The following is a 17,083-nucleotide window of genomic DNA, read 5'->3' as shown; positions in this document are numbered from 1 at the left end:
TTCCTGTTTATTGGTCCGAGTTTGACCAGTCATCAAGTTTAGTACCTTTTAGCGCTGCATCAATATGTTGATTCATACGCGCAGCAGCAAAAGCATCACTGTGTATTTTAAGCTGTTCTACAGCCTGTTCAATAGCTTTGATATCGGTGGTTTCGAGTTGAGCTTCAAGTTGAGCTTTGGCTTGATTCAAGGACGCTAACTGTTCCGCAGTTAAAAGCTGAGCATCCACTTTAAGTGCCTGTTCCAATGCTTCCAGTTCACGTTTGGCTTCAACCTTGGTTTCCTGCAAATGGCGAAGATGCTTATCTTCTTCGGCGTATTTGAAACCATCAACTAGCAAACGTTCGGTATCTGCATCGGATAAACCATAAGAAGGTTTAATGTCGATTTGCGCATGTACGCCAGACGTGGTTTCTTTCGCAGAGACAGTCAATAAACCATCTGCATCGACCTGGAAAGTCACTTCAATACGTGCCTGACCGGCGGTCATTGGCGGAATGCCATGCAATACAAAGCGACCCAGGCTACGACAATGTTCAACCAGATCACGTTCACCTTGCACCACATGAATCAGCATGGCGGTTTGGCCATCTTGATAAGTGGTGAATTCTTGGCGACGCGCCACAGGAATGGCTGTATTACGTGAGATTAAACGCTCAACCAGACCACCCATGGTTTCTAAACCTAAAGACAGTGGAGTCACGTCTAGTAATAGTGAACCATCTTTAGAGTTACCAATCAGCTGATTCGCTGTAATCGATGCGCCAATGGCAACTACTTCATCCGGGTTGATGGTGCATAGGGGTTCTTGATTAAAGACTTCAGCAACAGTTTTTTGCACGGCATAAGAGCGGGTAGAACCACCCACCAGTACGACATTTTTAATGTCGTCCAGCTCAAGTTTGGCATCACGCATCACACGTTTACATACGCTAATGGTTTTGTCTAAAGCAACTTTAATGATGTCTTCAAACGTAGCACGGTCTAATGTTAAAATCTGATCTAAAACTTTCAGTTCAACTGACTCGGCATCTGACAAGGCTTCTTTAGCTTTGCGTGCAGAAACAATAAAATGTGCATATTCAGCATCATCTAGTGTTTCAATATTGAGCTGTTTTTTAGCCCATTTCACAATCAGGCGATCCAAGTCATCACCACCTAAAGCAGTATGTCCGCCAGTCGCTAAAACTTCGAATACACCTTGCGAGAAGCGTAGAATAGATACGTCAAAGGTACCACCACCCAGATCATAAATCACATAGTTTTGATCATGCGCCAGATTGGTTTCTTGATCCAAGCCATAAGCCACAGCCGCAGCAGTTGGCTCATTGAGTAGACGTAAAACATTTAAACCCGCCAGTTGCGCAGCATCACGGGTTGCCTGACGTTGGGCTTCATCAAAATAGGCTGGAACAGTAATAACTGCACCATTCACTTCATTTTTTAAACTTTCTTCAGCACGGTCTTTCAGCTGTTTTAAAATTTCTGCAGAAATCTCGACAGGTGTTTTACGACCCTGAGCAGTTTCAAAAGCAGGCATCTGATTGTCTTCACCCACTAAAGTGTAGGGGTGTTGAAATTTGATGTCCGCTTTGGAACGTCCCATAAAACGTTTTACTGAAACAATGGTGTTTTTTGGATCTGTGGTAATAAAAGGTTTGGCTTCATCACCATAATGACTATTGTTATGGCTATAGTGAACAATAGACGGAAGTAACACACGACCTTGTTCGTCATTGAGTACTTTGGCTTTACCTGAAAGTACCGTGGCAACCAATGAATGCGTAGTACCCAAGTCGATACCAATTGCAATGCGGTGTTCATGCGGTGCACTTGATTGACCGGGTTCTGCAATTTGCAAGAGAGCCATTGTGTTACATCCTTAGAACTAAAAATTAAAAATAAAATTAAAGCGGATTAAAAATCATCATCTAAATCAAAGCTGTCATCATCCAGAAAACGATCTTCAGCTTTGTCGATATCAGCCAATACTTTGACAAAGAAACGCAATTTACGAACGGTATCGCGAGCTTCGCCCCAGTCTTCATCGTCATAGTCGATTTTGAATTCACGGACTAAACCGTCAATCCATTGTTGAACTTCATGTTTTAATGAAATCAGTTCATCGGCCGATGCAGCTTCATCCAGCTGTTCACGAATTTCCAGTGCAGACTGTAAAAACTCGAAATCCCCAATGGATTGATCCAGATGATAATCTTGTTTTTTAAGACTCAATAGATAAGCTGCGCGGCTATCAACATTGGATAAAGCCTTGAATGCCTGATTGATCTCGCTCGATTTAATCAGGGCCTGATCTTTGTCTTCGGCTTTATCTGGATGATATTGTTGCTGCAACTTCAAAAATTCAGTTTTTAATGCTGCTAAATCAATATCGAGTGCTACAGGGAGGTTGAACAGCTCAAAATGATTCATGGGAGATTGGATCCGCGATAGATATGCAAAAGTGACTGCTATAAATGCAATTAAAACAGTGCATTTTACACTGTTTTAATCACCAAAAGAGAGGGAGTGGGATGTTTAAACGGTGAAAGATTCACCACAACCACATTCACCTTTTTTATTCGGGTTGTTAAATTCGAAGCCTTCATTGAGACCATTTTTCACGTAGTCCATCTCCATACCTTCAAGATAAACCAGGCTTTTCGGGTCAACAAAAACTTTAACACCAAACTGCACGAACATTTGGTCATGGGTATCGACTTCATCGACGAATTCGAGTACATAAGCCAAACCAGAACAGCCTGAAGTTTTCACCCCAACGCGAATGCCTTCACCCTTACCACGATTCTTTAGGTAATTGCTGATATGAGTTGCAGCATTTTCAGTTAAATGGATCATGAAAACTCCGTTAATCTTTTATCAAAAACTTGAAACACTTAAGCTTTTGTTTTTTTGCTGCGATAGTCTTCAACAGCAGCTTTAATTGCATCTTCAGCCAGTACAGAGCAGTGTACTTTTACTGGAGGTAAAGCTAGTTCTGTTGCAATGTCGATGTTCTTGATCGCTTGAGCTTCATCCAGGGTTTTACCTTTGAGCCACTCAGTCACAAGCGAGCTAGATGCAATCGCAGAACCACAACCATAAGTTTTAAAACGTGCTTCTTCAATGACACCTTCATCATTCACTTGAATCTGAAGACGCATTACATCGCCACAAGCTGGTGCGCCGACCATACCTGTACCAACATTTTCAGCATTTTTATCTAAAACACCAACATTACGAGGGTTTTCGTAATGATCAATTACTTTTTCGCTATAAGCCATGATGCTTCTCCAAACCTCGGGGTCAGCCTTAAGATTAATATGGGGGTGAAATTACCTTTATCAACGAGATAGCTTTAAACTAAAACTATCTCGCTGGAATGAATTAGTGCTCAGCCCATTCAACAGTTGAAAGGTCGATACCTTCTTTGTACATATCCCAGAGCGGAGAAAGTTCACGTAATTTCTCAACCGCAGCTTTAGTGATTTCAAGAACGTGATCGATATCTTCTTCAGTGGTGTACTTACCGAAACTGAAACGGATTGAACTGTGGGCAAGTTCGTCAGAAAGACCCAGTGCACGAAGTACGTAAGACGGTTCAAGTGTCGCAGAAGTACATGCTGAACCCGAAGATACAGCTGCATCTTTCAATGCCATCATCAATGATTCACCTTCAACGAAATTGAAGCTGACATTCAGATAGTTTGCAACGTTGTAAGTAGGGTGGCCATTCAAGAACACTTGTTCTAAACCTTGTAGGCCATTCCATAATTTGTCGCGTAGAACGCGGATACGTGCCTGTTCAGATGCTAGGTTTTTGCCTGCAAGTTCAAATGCTTCACCCATACCTACGATTTGATGGGTTGCAAGTGTACCTGAGCGCATGCCGCGTTCATGACCGCCACCATGCATTTGGGCTTTAAGGCGTACGCGTGGTGAACGACGAACGAACAACGCACCGATGCCTTTAGGGCCATAAATTTTGTGCGCAGAGAAACTCATTAAATCAACTTTTAAAGTTGAAAGATCGATCTCTACTTTACCCGCAGCTTGAGCAGCATCAACGTGGAAGAAAATTTTCTTGGCACGGGTAATTTCACCGATAGCTGCCACGTCAGTGATAGTACCAATTTCGTTGTTCACCATCATCAGGGAAACAAGAATGGTATCTGGACGAATAGCCGCTTCAACCATTTCAGGGGTAATTAAACCTGTTTGTGGTTGTGGTTCAATATAGGTAATTTCAAAACCTTCTGCTTCTAATTCACGGCAAGTATCTAAAATTGCTTTGTGTTCAATTTTACTTGTGATGATGTGTTTGCCTTTAGACGCATAAAACTGAGCCACACCTTTCAGTGCCAGGTTGTCAGATTCTGTTGCCCCTGAAGTCCAAACAATCTCGCGTGGATCTGCTTTGATCAAGTTCGCAACTTGTTCACGTGCATATTCTACTTTTTCTTCAGCCTGCCAACCGTAAGCATGAGAACGAGATGCAGCATTACCGAAAGTACCGTCGAAAGTTAAGCACTCCATCATGCGTTCTGCAACTTGAGGGTCTACAGGAGTGGTTGCTGCATAATCAAGATAAATCGGACGTTTCATGTCAAATACCTGTAACCGATAAAAGGGCTGAATCAAATGATGCTGTATTTTGGCGAATTGCAACGGTTTGAACGTTGTCTCGTGCTACTAGGTCAGCAAGGGTGATTTTTGCTAGATAATCGGCAATGTGGTGGGAGAGTTCTTGCCATAAATCATGAGTCAAGCACATTGCACCATTTTGGCAGTTACCTTTATGGTCACAACGTGTTGCATCAACTGCTTCGTTTACAGCTTCAATAATTTCTAATACTGTGATTTCTTCAGCGTTACGAGCCAGGTGGTAACCACCATTGGCACCACGAACACTAGAAACTAAGCCGTGGCGCTTTAATTTCGCAAATAACTGCTCAAGATAAGCAACAGAAATAGTTTGACGAGCTGCAATTTCAGCAAGCGTGATCGTTTGTTCAGTTGGCTGCAAAGCTAAATCAAGTAGAGCAGTCACTGCGTAACGACCGCGAGTAGTAAGACGCATGATTCGATACACATATTAAGACTAGATGTGTCGATTTTATGAATCCTGACTAAAATAGTCAAGTTTTTTTATTGGGCTTTAAGTTATTTTGTTTTATAGGAAAATTATATATTTATCCAATCCACCAATTATACACCAATAACGCAACTAATAGCACGATAGTTAGACTAAAAGCGACAGTCATTCTTTTTTGTTTTTGCTGCATATGACGAATACGATTCTTATATTGTTTAACTTCTACCTCTAAAGTATTGATCTTTGAACGTTGCTGATCAATTTTTTCCAATAGGGGAGCAATACGTTTTTTGGAAGCTATCACTTCCTGGTCATCTGCAGGTTCGCTAAGCCATTGTTTCCAGTCTGATAAAACTTTTGGAAAGCTGAACAATAAGGTTAAATCACGAAACTCGTCTTTTAAGGTAGAGTCGCCATCAATGCGCATTTTTTTAATGCTGCGGCGATTGGCAAACACAAATACTTTAATCAAATCCATGAGCGTAGTGCGGATATCCAGATCGACTACTTTCTCGGGTGCTTTGGTGTCAAAGAGTATGCCGTGTTCAGTGAAAACGACATAAAAATCAAAATAAGGTAAATAGCTATTAATTTTAATGGTTATTTTTTGATCTATAAATTTTTTAGCCTGCAAGCCAACGACCCGATCATGTTTTAAGATGAAGGTAAATATTGTCTCCAAAACAATCATGGTCATTGTGAGCAACAAATGTGGTTGATTTTGACCTTGTTGCGATTCACTCATAAAACTTAATCCTTACCTGAAAGGAGCATCCGATGCTCGAAAATGTGCTTCAGGACTTGTAATAAATATATTAATGTTGCTTTGTAGAACAGTTTAGCAAATCGATCAAGTATTTAATTTGTTATTATAACTGTATTTTTTGAGTAATTATATTTAAGTTGTATGGAAAATAGGCAGGAGATTGGGTGCATGGATAAACCAATAAAAGATCAAGAGATTGATCAACTAAAAAATGAAAATGCTGATAAAACAAAGAATAAATCACGTTCAGGTCGTAAGTCAGGTCTGGATTTTCGTAAATATACGCAACAAATATGGCTTGCTGGTTTAGGTGCCTTTTCACGTGCAGAAGAAGAAGGCAATAAATTATTTGACTCTTTAGTCAAGGTGGGTGAGGAACTGGAATCCAAGACTACCGAGATTGCGGATCAAACGGTTGAAAAAGTATCCGAAAAAGCCAAAGAGTCAGTGACGGACACCAAAGATAAAGTAGAAAAATTGCTCGACCATAGCGTTAACCATTCTTTAAACAGAATCGGTTTGGTTACGGTAAAAGATATTCAACATTTAGAAAGTCTCATATTACAATTACATAACAAGGTCGATTTTTTGATTGAAGAAAATAAGCAGTTGAAAGCACAAATATTAAAAAAATGAAACTTTTTTTGCTTTTTCTGCATTTTTCAACAATTTTTTTCGCAATTATTTTGCAGAAAAGCTGATTCAGAGTATTGCGTTTTGCCCCAAAGCATTGATATAAAGGTGCTATGGAATCCTTAGACCTTAAATAAACGATATTAAGAGGACGTAATCTTCATGAATAAATCAGAATTAATCGATGCAATTGCAGAGAAAGGGGGATTGTCTAAGACTGATGCAGGTAAAGCCTTAGATGCAACAATTGCTTCAATTACTGAAGCGCTTAAATCTGGTGATACTGTTACACTTGTTGGTTTTGGTACATTCAACGTTAAAGAGCGTGCGGCACGTACAGGCCGTAACCCGCAAACTGGTGCAGCTTTAGAAATTAAAGCAAGCAAAGTACCAAGCTTTAAAGCAGGTAAAGGTTTAAAAGATTCTGTAGCTTAATCTTTTTTAATGCCGATCAACGCGCCCTATAAGGCGCGTTTTTTATTAATAATGCCGATTTACAGTTGAACGCATTCATTCAAAGTAGGTTTTCGGGTAAAATCCCCCCCAAATAAAATATTGGAATACTTATGGAATCTTTTCGTAAAGTTATTAAAGGCTGGTTGGGCAAAGTTTTGCTCATTTTGTTTTTGACCCCTTTAGCACTTGTAGGTATTGAAGGATATTTTAGCGGTGGAAAATCTGAAGACACAGCAAAATTGGTCAATGGCCAAGAAATTTCTAAAAAAGAATTAGAATCGCTGAGCAAAACATTTAAAGAACAATATTTGGCTTATGCCAATGGTGACGAAACTCTACTGAACCAATCTTTCATCGAAAACAAAGCGATGGATAGCCTGGTTGCTCGTACCTTGTTATTGCAACAGGCAGAAGAGTTGGGCATTTCATTGAGTGATGCACAAATTGAACAGATGGTTGCCCAGCAACCGAGCTTTCAGGAAAATGGTAAATTTTCCGAAGCCTTATACTCAAATTATTTACGTTCAGTGGGCATGACCAGTCAGGCTTTGATTGCAAACTTGCGTCAAGACCATGCTTTAAAAATGTTGACTTCAACATTTATGGATTATGCATTGGTGAGCAAGCTTGATATTCAACAGATTGCCAACTTGCAAACTGAACAACGCACTTTGCATCTTGCCAGCATTAAACTGGATGAATACAAGAAAAATGTCAAAGTAATGCCTCAGGAGATTGCAGCTTACTACAACAAGCATCAAAATTCATTTAAGCAGGTTGCAAGTGTTGATGTAGATTATGTGGTGTTAACACCTGCCAATGTTGCACCGGCGAATACTCAAATCACAGATGCTGAATTGCAGCAAGCTTATACGGCATTTGTCGATGCACAAAAGCAAAATATCAAGCCTTTAGTAAAACATATTTTAATTACTGCAGACAGTCGTTCAGATGCTGAAGCGAAAAAATTAGCTGAAGATGTTGCTGCAAAAATTAAAGCAGGTATGTCTTTTGCTCAAGCTGCAGCGCAATATTCAGATGATACTGAATCGAAGGCTAAAGGTGGTGTGGTAGAAGCTTATGCAAAAGGAGTGTTTGGTGATGCATTTGATCAAACTGTTGCTTCTTTAAAATCAGCCCAAGTTTCAGCGCCTGTTAAAACCCAGTATGGTTATCATTTAATTGAGACAGAAGCCGCTGCGGTGAAATTACCTTCATTTGAAGCTGAAAAACCACGCTTGCTGGCCGAGTTGCAAAAGAACAAGGCGGCTAATTCATTCTCGGATGCTGTAAATAGCCTGAATGAATTAGTGGTGGGTAGCGATGCACTGGATGTGGTGGCTCAGGAAGTTAAAGGTGTGACCGTTCAGTCTGTGAAAAGTATGACCCTGTCTACACAACATCCTGTACTTAGCGATGCCAATGTCAAAGTTAAGCTGTTTAATGATGATGTGAAAAATGGTGATCGTAATGCTTCTAGCAGCATTCAAATGGCAAATGGCAATACTGTTTGGGTAAAAGTGCGTAATTATCATGCTGCTGGTGTGCAAACACTTGCCGAGGCAACACCTCGTGTAAAAGCGAAACTCATTGAGCAAAAAGCAGTTGATGTAGCTAAAGCTAAAATTCAAACGGCATTAAATGGCTTTAAATCGAAACCGGCTGCAACTGTGGTGGCACAAAATAATATCGCATTTGAAAGTGCAGGTGTATTTACGCGTTCGCAAGGTCTGAAACGTGAGATTGAGCGTGCAGCATTTAGTGTTCCTGCACCTAAAGCAGGCATGTGGTCAGTGACTACTGCATCATTACCAGATGAGTTGGTGGTCGTTGCTGTATCGAATGTCAATAAAACTGCTGCAAATGCTTTAACTGATGAGCAGTTGAGTGAATTGTCCAAGTTGTACCAGCAACTTCGCGGTCAACAGGAACTGGATGATTACACGCAATATCTAAAATCACATGCGAAGATTAAATAATTTCATGTGAAATAAAAAAACCTGCGTTAGCGCAGGTTTTTTTATGAATGAATACAAGCTTATTCGGCACGGATTTTAAGTTCATAGCCTGAATATTTCCGGATATTAATGACCCCGGTATCTAAAATCAGGTACTGTCCTTTAATGCCTTGTAATTTGCCACGAATGATGGGTGTCTTGTCCAGATTATGCGATTTGATTTTCTCTGGATATTGCTCAACCGGATAAACAAACTCGCGCGGTAGCTCATCTTCCATGACTTCAATCGTTTCATTAAATTCGAGGTTCTGACTAAATTCATCGCGAATGGTCTGAATTTTCGGCGCAAATTCTTCAATCAGCTGTTCACGCACTTCAATCAAATTGAGCGGTTCAGCTTCGCCTTTCAGTAATTTACGCCAATCAGTCTTATCTGCAACTTGTGTTCCAAACATAATTTCCAGTTGACCTGAGAGACGGCGGGAACCCACTTTCATAATCGGTAAGGCCTGAGTTGCACCCTGATCTAGCCAGCGCGTTGGCATTTGTCCAATACGGGTAATGCCGACTTTTAATGCACTTGAATTGGCAAGATAAACAATATGTGGCTGGAAGCAAACCTCATGAGCAAAGCTGTCTTCACGGCAAGTGCCGAGATGATAATGACAGGTTTCAGGTTTCATAATACACATGTCGCAAGACGCTTTGGTTTTGAAACATTTAAAACAGTGACCTTGCGAAAAGGATTTATTGGTTTTGCTACCACAAGATACGCAATAGATATTGCCGGTCCATTCGATCTCAATTTCCTGGCCTAAATTGAATGGCAGGTCAACTTCTGAACGATCCAGAATAAATTTATATTCAACATTTGCCTTGTGTGTATGTTGATCAGTTACACTAAGGTCCTTAAGACCTGCATGCATTTTATGGCAAATGCCTTGTAGTTCCATACAGAATACTCTCTTAAATAATAAGGATGCAGTTATGGCTGAACACAATGTCATCACTTCAATGCTAGACGATTTATCCAACGAACAGCCTATTCAAACTGCATTATGTATTGGTCAAAATCTTACGCAATACGATAACAATCAATCAATTCAATGGCACTATTTTAACGTAACTGAGTTTTTAAATCTGCCTTTTACCCAGCGATATGACCTGGGTTTTGTGCTGCTGGATTCACAAGAGCTAGCAATACTTTCTGATGTGCAGAAGTCTCAGATTTTGGTAAAACTGCGTGACTTAATGGCAAAACGAATTGTGGTGGTGAGTCGATTACAGGATGAAAAATTATTGCGCGCTTTAGGTTTTACCCAACTCATTGACAAGACCCAGCATGATAGTGATTTTGCCCTGTGGCAATTTAATATTTTAACTTATAAACATGTGCCTGACTGGTTTAATTCTAAATTTTGGGCAAACCCGGAAAACTGGAATAAATTTCGCTGGTAATTGGTTGATTTTTGTAATTGCAAATTTTAACAATAGGTGTTTATTCATTGCTTTAAAAGCGTCGTATTCTTTTATTAGGCTCATAAAAGGATAAGGTGATGACTAATCTTAGTAATATTGTTGAAATGCTGGCTAAACAGGCTTTGGGTGGAAACCAGCAACAATCACAGCAGGGCGGTTTAGGTGATATTTTAGGGTCGGTATTTGGTCAAATGAGTGGTAATAACCATCAGCAGAACCAGCAAGGGCAACAAGGTGGATTAGGTGGAATACTGGGATCGGTGCTGGGGCATTTGAGTGGCCAACAGAACCAGCAAAGTCAGCAGACCCAGCAACGAGCTAATGTTGGGAGTAGCACTACCAAAACTTTATTAATTGCCGTGCTTCCTCTGGTACTTGCCTGGATTCAGAAACAGGGTGGCATACAGGGTGCACTGGATAAATTAAAAGGCATGGGACTCAGTCGCCAGGTGGATGATTGGGTCTCTACAGATCCAGGTGAAAATGCCAGCGTAGATCAGCAGCAGGTTCAGGGTCTTTTTGATGATCAGGAAGTAGAGCAGGTCGCACAAGAAACCCAGGTACCCAAACAGGATATTTATGGGGCGATTTCAAAAGTATTACCCCAAATCATTGATTCATTAACCCCCCAAGGTGAACAAACCAATAAACAGGAAGCCAATGCTGATATTCAACAGGTGATGAACTTGGTGTCTGGTTTTCTGAAGCGCTAAAATTTTTTAAACCAGTTGAGTGAATGTCTCAGCTGGTTTTTTTATTATTGCGAATGAAGTGATGGATTGGAATATTACTGATGAGTTTCCATGCTAAATAAGGTATTTGATTTGGAAATTTTTTTAGCAATATAGTGAGACTTTTTTAAGCGAATTAAAATGATCTGCGATTGAAATTCCAGTTCGCCAAATTCAGGTTCGACCTGGACATAATGTAATTGTCCAAAACTGTCTCTCACGCGTGCCTGTGCGGAAAACCCGGGGCGGGCATTGCCACTGGAAATGGTCGCCAAGCGTCCCAACAGACTGACCTGTTGCCTGGTCAGTGTGGGCTTGATGACCTGATCAAGGCAATGGATCATAAATACAGTGAAAAAAACCGCAATGATCAGTGCCGGGATAATCAGATAATAAGCAGGCAGGAATTCTTGCTGCTGTGCAAATACACAAAGTTGCAGAAAATAGCCTGAAAAACTGAAGTTCATCAATAAAAACACTACAATCAGTGTTTTGGAGAACTTGACGTTGAGCAGTGGTGATTCGGTAAGTTTCTTTGGAGAAAGCATTTTTAGAAAATTGGTGGGGCGAATGTTAAAGTAATAGCCGATGGTTTCTACCATGCTGAGTAAAATTAAAGCCAATAAACTTAAATGAAAAGGCATCAAGTTATAGTTTTGCAGAAACTCAAGCATGGCAAATTCCATAGGGTTTATTCTTCTTTCAGGTAAATTCCACCATCAGAATGCACATTAATTTCCACTTTTTCAAGTGATTGTCCTTGGCAAGGCCCAGAAATACATTCACCCGTTTCAGCCAGAAATAGCGCTCCATGGGTAGAGCATTCAATATATTCCTGATCACGATCTAAAAACTGGTTTTCCAGAAATTCCAGTTCGACCTGCAAGTGAGGGCAGAGATTATGATAGGCAAAGAATGAACCATCACGCTGGGTAATGAAAATATTGTCACCATTCGGTGTTTCGTATGAGCGTGCTTCACGTTCAGGGATATCTTCCGTCATGGCAATTTTAATCATTATGCGCATTCCTTTTGGAAGTTGTTTAATAATTCTGCGTAACTTTCTACACTGAGACGTGGGCCAAATTGTGAAACCACTTCACTTGAAATCAAGATTGACAATTCAGCAGCCAGTTTAAGGCTTAAACCTGCATTTAATGCATACAGGAACGCACCTGCAAATGCATCACCGGCACCATTGGCATCTACCGCAGTCACTTTACGACCTGGAACTTTCAGTGTTTGCTCAGAATCGGAAATTAAAGCACCTTCGGCTGATAATGTAATGACAGTGTATTTGCTTTTTAATTGCAATTTAGCCAATGCTGCTTCAATTGAATCAGTTTCTGTATACATTAAAGCTTCATGATAATTACAAAGCAATAAATCGACGCCATCATCCAAAAGTTCATCTAAACCTTGACGTGCATACTGCACCATTGCCGGATCAGAAAGCGTCAATGCAATTTTTACCCCGTGTGCTTTTGCAATTTCACGTGCTTGCTTAACAGCTTGTCTTGCAGTATCGCTAGTCGATAAATAGCCTTCAATATAAAGCCATTTTGCAGTTTTTAAGGGTTCAAAATTGATTTGTGCTTCACTCAGTTCAGCAGTAATGCCGAGGTAAGTTTGCATGGTACGTTCAGAATCCGGACTCACCAGAACCATACATGTTCCAGTCACACCTTCACTGACTGATTGCTCGGCGGTTTTAATACCTGCTTCATTTAAGCCTTTAAGGTAAATACTGCCAAGTTCGTCGTTACCTACGCGGCAAGCATAAAATGCCTTACTTCCCAAAGCACTGAATGCAACGGTGGTATTTGCAGCAGACCCACCCGATGCTTGACCTTTGTATAGTTGTGTTTCTTTTAAATTATTATATAAATTTGCTTGCGTTTCACCATCAGTCAACTGCATAGTGCCTTTTTGCAAATTTTGTTGAATCAGGAAATCGTCAGAGACTTTAAATTCTTGGTCGATTAGTGCATTACCAATTGCAAAAAGATCAACAGTTGTCATGTCTTTCATTCACATTTAAATTAAAACGCTAAGTTTACACCAATGCTCATGATTGCTGTAGATTGATGAATAAAATTCAATATATAGTCAGTTTATTCGTTCAAAATACGATGTAGGACAGAATAAGGAAGGTTAGATGAATATCACGATTGATAAAGCTGAACAATTACCTGAACAAATCAAGGAATTAGCCAAGCAAGCTCAGAAAGAAGGATTTCAGTTTGTTGATCGATTGATTGAAGAATATGAAAGTGGCAAAAACCGGTTTGACCAACCCGGGGAGTTTCTACTTTTTGTTTATGATAATGACAAGTTGATTGCCTGCGGTGGCTTAAACCAGCAGTGGAATGAAAATGAAATTGATGCGCGTATTGGTCGAGTACGTCGTTTTTATGTGTTGCCAAAATACCGTAAGCATGGGGTTGGCAAACAGCTTTTACAACATCTTGAAAAAAATGCCCGTGCCAATTTTTCTGCACTTTGCCTGAATACGGATACCAAATCTGCGGCTAATTTTTATCAGAAACAAAATTATGTCTTTGTAGAAAACCATCCGAACTATAGTTATTTCAAGTATCTGATCTAGTTTTGTTAAGGTTGGGAACATTGCTAAGTCTGGTTGGACTTGGCAGTGTCCTGGTGGAATGAACATACTATTTTGAAATGTTTTTTCATGATTTAAATATTTGTCTAAATCTTGATTATTTTCTAATTCAATAAAAAAATTATCTATTTACCCTCATTTCTAGAAAGTTCCTGATTTTATTTTTTCTGATCTTGAATCCATATCCGTGAATGTGTATGGAAAAATACAAAGAGCAATTGTTTTTTAGATCAAAAATTACGCTTATTTGATTAAAATATCACGATATTTAAACTAGACTTAAATGCTTGGAATTTCGTAAATGTACGAATCCAAATGATGTAAGATTCAGGTATAATCGAGAACATCTTATAAATATTTAAATGTTGGAGATCACATGACTGTAGATGTCACTGAAACCATTACTCAAACTGTTCATCCTGCGTTTCAGTTGATACGTCAACACCATGTTGAAGCCTTAGATATTCGGGTGTCTGAATATAAGCATAAAGTGACGGGTGCAACGCATTATCATCTTGCCAGCGATCTGGATGAAAATGTCTTTCTGGTGGCTTTTCGTACTCAACCGATGGATTCAAAAGGTGAGGCGCATATTCTAGAACATACTGCGCTCTGTGGTTCTGAAAAATTTCCGGTCCGTGATCCATTCTTCCTGATGATTCGTCGTTCACTCAATACCTTTATGAATGCGTTTACTTCAGCAGACTGGACAGCCTATCCTTTCGCAACGCAAAACAAAAAAGATTTCCAAAATCTGTTGGAAGTGTATCTGGATGCCGCTTTTGCTGCGAATTTAAACGAACTTGATTTTGCTCAGGAAGGTATCCGTATTGAGCTGGAAAATGGTGAACCGGTCTATAAAGGCGTGGTCTTTAATGAAATGAAAGGGGCAATGAGTTCTCCTTCAGATCAGCTCTATCATCAATTGGCCCATCATTTATTTCCGAATACCACTTATCATTACAATTCAGGTGGTGATCCCAAAGATATTCCAGATCTAACTTACCCAGAGTTAGTTGATTTCTATAAATCACATTACCATCCAAGTAATGCAGTATTTATGACTTTTGGAAATGAGTCGGCTTATCACTTGCAGGAACAGTTTGAAACTTTAGCCTTGTCTAAATTTGAGAAAGGCCAGACTCTGCATTCAACGCCTGAAACGCGTTTAACTGCACCGCTTGAAGTGACGGAAAGCTATGCTGTCGATGCAGAAGACTTAACAGATAAAACCTATCACATCATTTCATGGTTATTGCCGCAAGCCAGCGATATTAAATTGCGTTTGGGCATGCGTCTGGTTGAAGGGATTTTGCTTGAAGATTCAGCTTCGCCATTACGTCATTATCTTGAAACCTGTGATTATGCACAGTCTACCGGTCCAATTATGGGCGTAGATGATTCCAACTTTGAAATGACCTTCTTCTGTGGTGTACAAGGTTCAAATCCTGAACATGCCCAAGAATTTAAAGAAGGTGTGTTTAAGGTTCTTGAAGAAGTTGCTTCTAAACCGGTTGATGCCGAAATGGTAGATGCGATTTTGCATCAAATCGAATTGCATCAGCGTGAAATCAATGGCGATGGCATGCCGTACGGTTTAAGTTTGATCTTGAATGGTTTAAGCAGCGTCATTCATCACAGTGATCCAATTCAGGTCTGGGATGTAGACACGGCTATTGAGCAGGTTAAAGAAGAACTCAAAGACCCAATGTGGTTATCTAATCTGATCAAACAATATCTGCTGGATAATCCGCATCGTGTACAAATGACTTTGCTGCCTGATGCAACCAAATCTGCTAAGGAAGCTGAAGCGGAAAAAGCACGTTTGGCAGCCATTGGTGCCCAACTGACTGATGAGCAAAAAGCGGAAATCATCAAGCAAACCGAAGCTTTAAAAGTCCGTCAGGACACGCCTGATGATTTGAACCTGTTACCCAAAGTCGGTCTGGAAGATGTACCGGCAGATTTGCACATCGTACAAGGTCAATTGCGTGAAATTATCAGCAATAATTTAGACACGCCTTTGAATCTGTATCATGCCGGAACCAATGGCATTTACTATCAACAGGTGTTGGTAAAAATTCCGGATCAGGTGGTTCAGTCACCATATTTCAATTTACTTTCAATTTTGCTGGGTGAAGTCGGTGCGGGCGAGTACGATTATCTGGAGCTACAACAACTGCAAACCGCGGTGAGTGGTGGCGTAGGGATGGGCGCATCTTTACGTTCAAAATATGATGATAAAAACAAGATTAGCGCATGGCTTACGTTGACCACCAAATCATTGGTGAATAATTTTGAAGCCATCCGCCTGTTGAAACTGGCATTTGAACAACTGCGTTTTGATGAAAAAGACCGTATTATTGAATTATTGCAACAACGTAAAACACGCTGGAATTCACGTATTTCCGGTTCGGGACATAGTTATGCCATGCAAATTGCAGGGCGTAACCACAGTGCTTTGGCACAGCGTGACTATCAAAATACCGGTCTGGGTGCGCTGAACTGGTTAGGCGATTTGGTGACTAAAATCGAAAGTGATGAAGCCGCTTATGCTGCATTAATTGCGGAATTAAAAGCCATTCATCGTTTACTTTTACAGGCACCAAAACAATTCTTGCTGGTGTGTGAAGAACATCAGTCCGATCGTTTGATTGAAGAAGTGCAAGACGTTTGGGATAAGTTGGCTGTTGATAAAAGTCCGGTAGAATTAACTCAAATCATCACAGAAAATAGCAATAATGACGAAGCCTGGCTGATTCAAGCCAATGTTCAATTCTGTGCGGCTGCTTATGCTGCAGTAGAAGTTTCTCATCCAGATGCTGCACCTCTCATGGTATTGGCTGCTTATTTGCGTAATGGCTTTTTGCATAGTGCAATTCGTGAAAAAGGCGGGGCGTACGGCGGTGGAGCAAGCTACGATGGCAATGCCTGTTCGTTCCGTTTTTATAGCTATCGTGATCCACGTTTGGCAGAGACTTTTAAAGATTTTGACGCCAGTCTTGACTGGTTGCTGAATAGCGAACACAAACCGCATCAACTTGAAGAAGCAATTTTGGGCTTAATTGCGAGCATGGATAAACCGGGTTCTCCGGCTGGAGAGGCGATTACAGCCTGTTATGCATTATTGCATGCACGGACACCTGCGGTGCGCAAGCAATTACGTGCACGTTTACTTGCTGTAACTCTGGATGATCTAAAACGGGTTGCAGAACAATATCTAGTTCAACAAAAACCGGTCAAAGCTGTGGTTGCACCTGTAGCCAAGCGTGAAGCGCTGCTTGAGCTTGGTTTTGATATTAAGCAAGTGAACTAAAAACATCATTTGAGGTAAGACCA

Annotated in this window: 18 protein-coding genes; 7 read left to right on the top strand and 11 right to left on the bottom strand. The window is 40.4% G+C overall.

Annotated elements, in window-relative coordinates; all coding sequences use genetic code 11:
* Positions 1-7: 7 nt before the first annotated feature.
* From hscA to ACE01R_RS11060, 7 genes are all read right to left on the bottom strand, one after another.
* A complete protein-coding gene (gene hscA / locus ACE01R_RS11090) occupies positions 8-1,870 on the bottom strand; it encodes a Fe-S protein assembly chaperone HscA (protein WP_395551245.1) in 1,863 nt (620 codons plus the stop codon).
* A gap of 47 nt (positions 1,871-1,917) precedes the next feature.
* Positions 1,918-2,433, bottom strand: coding sequence for a Fe-S protein assembly co-chaperone HscB (gene hscB / locus ACE01R_RS11085; RefSeq protein ID WP_395551244.1), 516 nt, complete (start codon positions 2,431-2,433; stop codon positions 1,918-1,920).
* Positions 2,434-2,538: 105 nt separating this feature from the next.
* Positions 2,539-2,859, bottom strand: coding sequence for an iron-sulfur cluster assembly protein IscA (gene iscA, locus ACE01R_RS11080; RefSeq protein ID WP_395551243.1), 321 nt, complete (start codon positions 2,857-2,859; stop codon positions 2,539-2,541).
* Positions 2,860-2,897: 38 nt separating this feature from the next.
* Positions 2,898-3,284 carry a Fe-S cluster assembly scaffold IscU gene (gene iscU, locus ACE01R_RS11075; RefSeq protein WP_086174262.1) on the bottom strand — a complete coding sequence of 129 codons (387 nt, stop codon included), beginning with the start codon at positions 3,282-3,284 and terminating at the stop codon, positions 2,898-2,900.
* A 103-nt stretch (positions 3,285-3,387) separates the two neighbouring features.
* Complete coding sequence (locus ACE01R_RS11070; RefSeq protein WP_395551242.1) at positions 3,388-4,605, bottom strand: IscS subfamily cysteine desulfurase; 1,218 nt, start codon at positions 4,603-4,605, stop codon at positions 3,388-3,390.
* Position 4,606: 1 nt separating this feature from the next.
* The gene (locus ACE01R_RS11065; protein WP_395551241.1) at positions 4,607-5,080 is read right to left on the bottom strand and encodes an Rrf2 family transcriptional regulator; all 474 of its coding nucleotides are present in this window, start codon (positions 5,078-5,080) and stop codon (positions 4,607-4,609) included.
* A gap of 112 nt (positions 5,081-5,192) precedes the next feature.
* Positions 5,193-5,840 (bottom strand): hypothetical protein, encoded by a 648-nt coding sequence (locus ACE01R_RS11060; RefSeq protein WP_395551240.1) that lies wholly within the window; start codon positions 5,838-5,840, stop codon positions 5,193-5,195.
* Positions 5,841-6,029: 189 nt separating this feature from the next.
* Here ACE01R_RS11060 and ACE01R_RS11055 point away from each other — a divergent pair, with 189 nt between their 5' ends.
* The 3 genes from ACE01R_RS11055 (at position 6,030) to ACE01R_RS11045 (ending at position 8,929) form a co-directional block, all read left to right on the top strand.
* On the top strand, positions 6,030-6,497 hold the full coding sequence (locus ACE01R_RS11055; protein ID WP_395551239.1) for a phasin family protein: 468 nt from the start codon (positions 6,030-6,032) through the stop codon (positions 6,495-6,497).
* Positions 6,498-6,656: 159 nt separating this feature from the next.
* The gene (locus ACE01R_RS11050; RefSeq protein WP_004651791.1) at positions 6,657-6,929 is read left to right on the top strand and encodes an HU family DNA-binding protein; all 273 of its coding nucleotides are present in this window, start codon (positions 6,657-6,659) and stop codon (positions 6,927-6,929) included.
* A 131-nt stretch (positions 6,930-7,060) separates the two neighbouring features.
* Positions 7,061-8,929 (top strand): SurA N-terminal domain-containing protein, encoded by a 1,869-nt coding sequence (locus tag ACE01R_RS11045; RefSeq protein WP_395551238.1) that lies wholly within the window; start codon positions 7,061-7,063, stop codon positions 8,927-8,929.
* Between the two features lie 59 nt (positions 8,930-8,988).
* Here ACE01R_RS11045 and ACE01R_RS11040 read toward each other — a convergent pair whose 3' ends face one another.
* Positions 8,989-9,861 carry a DUF2797 domain-containing protein gene (locus tag ACE01R_RS11040; RefSeq protein ID WP_395551237.1) on the bottom strand — a complete coding sequence of 291 codons (873 nt, stop codon included), beginning with the start codon at positions 9,859-9,861 and terminating at the stop codon, positions 8,989-8,991.
* A gap of 34 nt (positions 9,862-9,895) precedes the next feature.
* Between ACE01R_RS11040 and ACE01R_RS11035 the strand changes: the two genes are divergently transcribed.
* Positions 9,896-10,366 (top strand): DUF6231 family protein, encoded by a 471-nt coding sequence (locus ACE01R_RS11035; protein WP_395551236.1) that lies wholly within the window; start codon positions 9,896-9,898, stop codon positions 10,364-10,366.
* A gap of 98 nt (positions 10,367-10,464) precedes the next feature.
* Entirely contained in the window at positions 10,465-11,100 is a 636-nt protein-coding gene (locus ACE01R_RS11030) for a YidB family protein (protein ID WP_395551235.1), read from the top strand.
* A 74-nt stretch (positions 11,101-11,174) separates the two neighbouring features.
* Here the strand turns inward: ACE01R_RS11030 and ACE01R_RS11025 are convergent, their stop codons facing one another.
* The 3 genes from ACE01R_RS11025 to ACE01R_RS11015 are packed head-to-tail and all read right to left on the bottom strand — an operon-like array spanning position 11,175 to position 13,140.
* On the bottom strand, positions 11,175-11,792 hold the full coding sequence (locus tag ACE01R_RS11025) for an OB-fold-containig protein (RefSeq protein WP_395551234.1): 618 nt from the start codon (positions 11,790-11,792) through the stop codon (positions 11,175-11,177).
* A gap of 17 nt (positions 11,793-11,809) precedes the next feature.
* Positions 11,810-12,121 carry a Rieske (2Fe-2S) protein gene (locus tag ACE01R_RS11020; RefSeq protein ID WP_395551273.1) on the bottom strand — a complete coding sequence of 104 codons (312 nt, stop codon included), beginning with the start codon at positions 12,119-12,121 and terminating at the stop codon, positions 11,810-11,812.
* A gap of 14 nt (positions 12,122-12,135) precedes the next feature.
* The gene (locus tag ACE01R_RS11015) at positions 12,136-13,140 is read right to left on the bottom strand and encodes an adenosine kinase (RefSeq protein WP_395551233.1); all 1,005 of its coding nucleotides are present in this window, start codon (positions 13,138-13,140) and stop codon (positions 12,136-12,138) included.
* A gap of 136 nt (positions 13,141-13,276) precedes the next feature.
* Between ACE01R_RS11015 and ACE01R_RS11010 the strand changes: the two genes are divergently transcribed.
* Entirely contained in the window at positions 13,277-13,726 is a 450-nt protein-coding gene (locus ACE01R_RS11010) for a GNAT family N-acetyltransferase (RefSeq protein ID WP_395551232.1), read from the top strand.
* Between the two features lie 394 nt (positions 13,727-14,120).
* On the top strand, positions 14,121-17,060 hold the full coding sequence (locus ACE01R_RS11005) for an insulinase family protein (protein WP_395551231.1): 2,940 nt from the start codon (positions 14,121-14,123) through the stop codon (positions 17,058-17,060).
* Positions 17,061-17,083 lie beyond the last annotated feature (23 nt).

The organism is Acinetobacter sp. BSP-28, from assembly GCF_044130285.1.
In the GTDB taxonomy this organism is placed as follows: domain Bacteria; phylum Pseudomonadota; class Gammaproteobacteria; order Pseudomonadales; family Moraxellaceae; genus Acinetobacter.
This window is presented reverse-complemented; position numbering and strand designations above follow the sequence as displayed.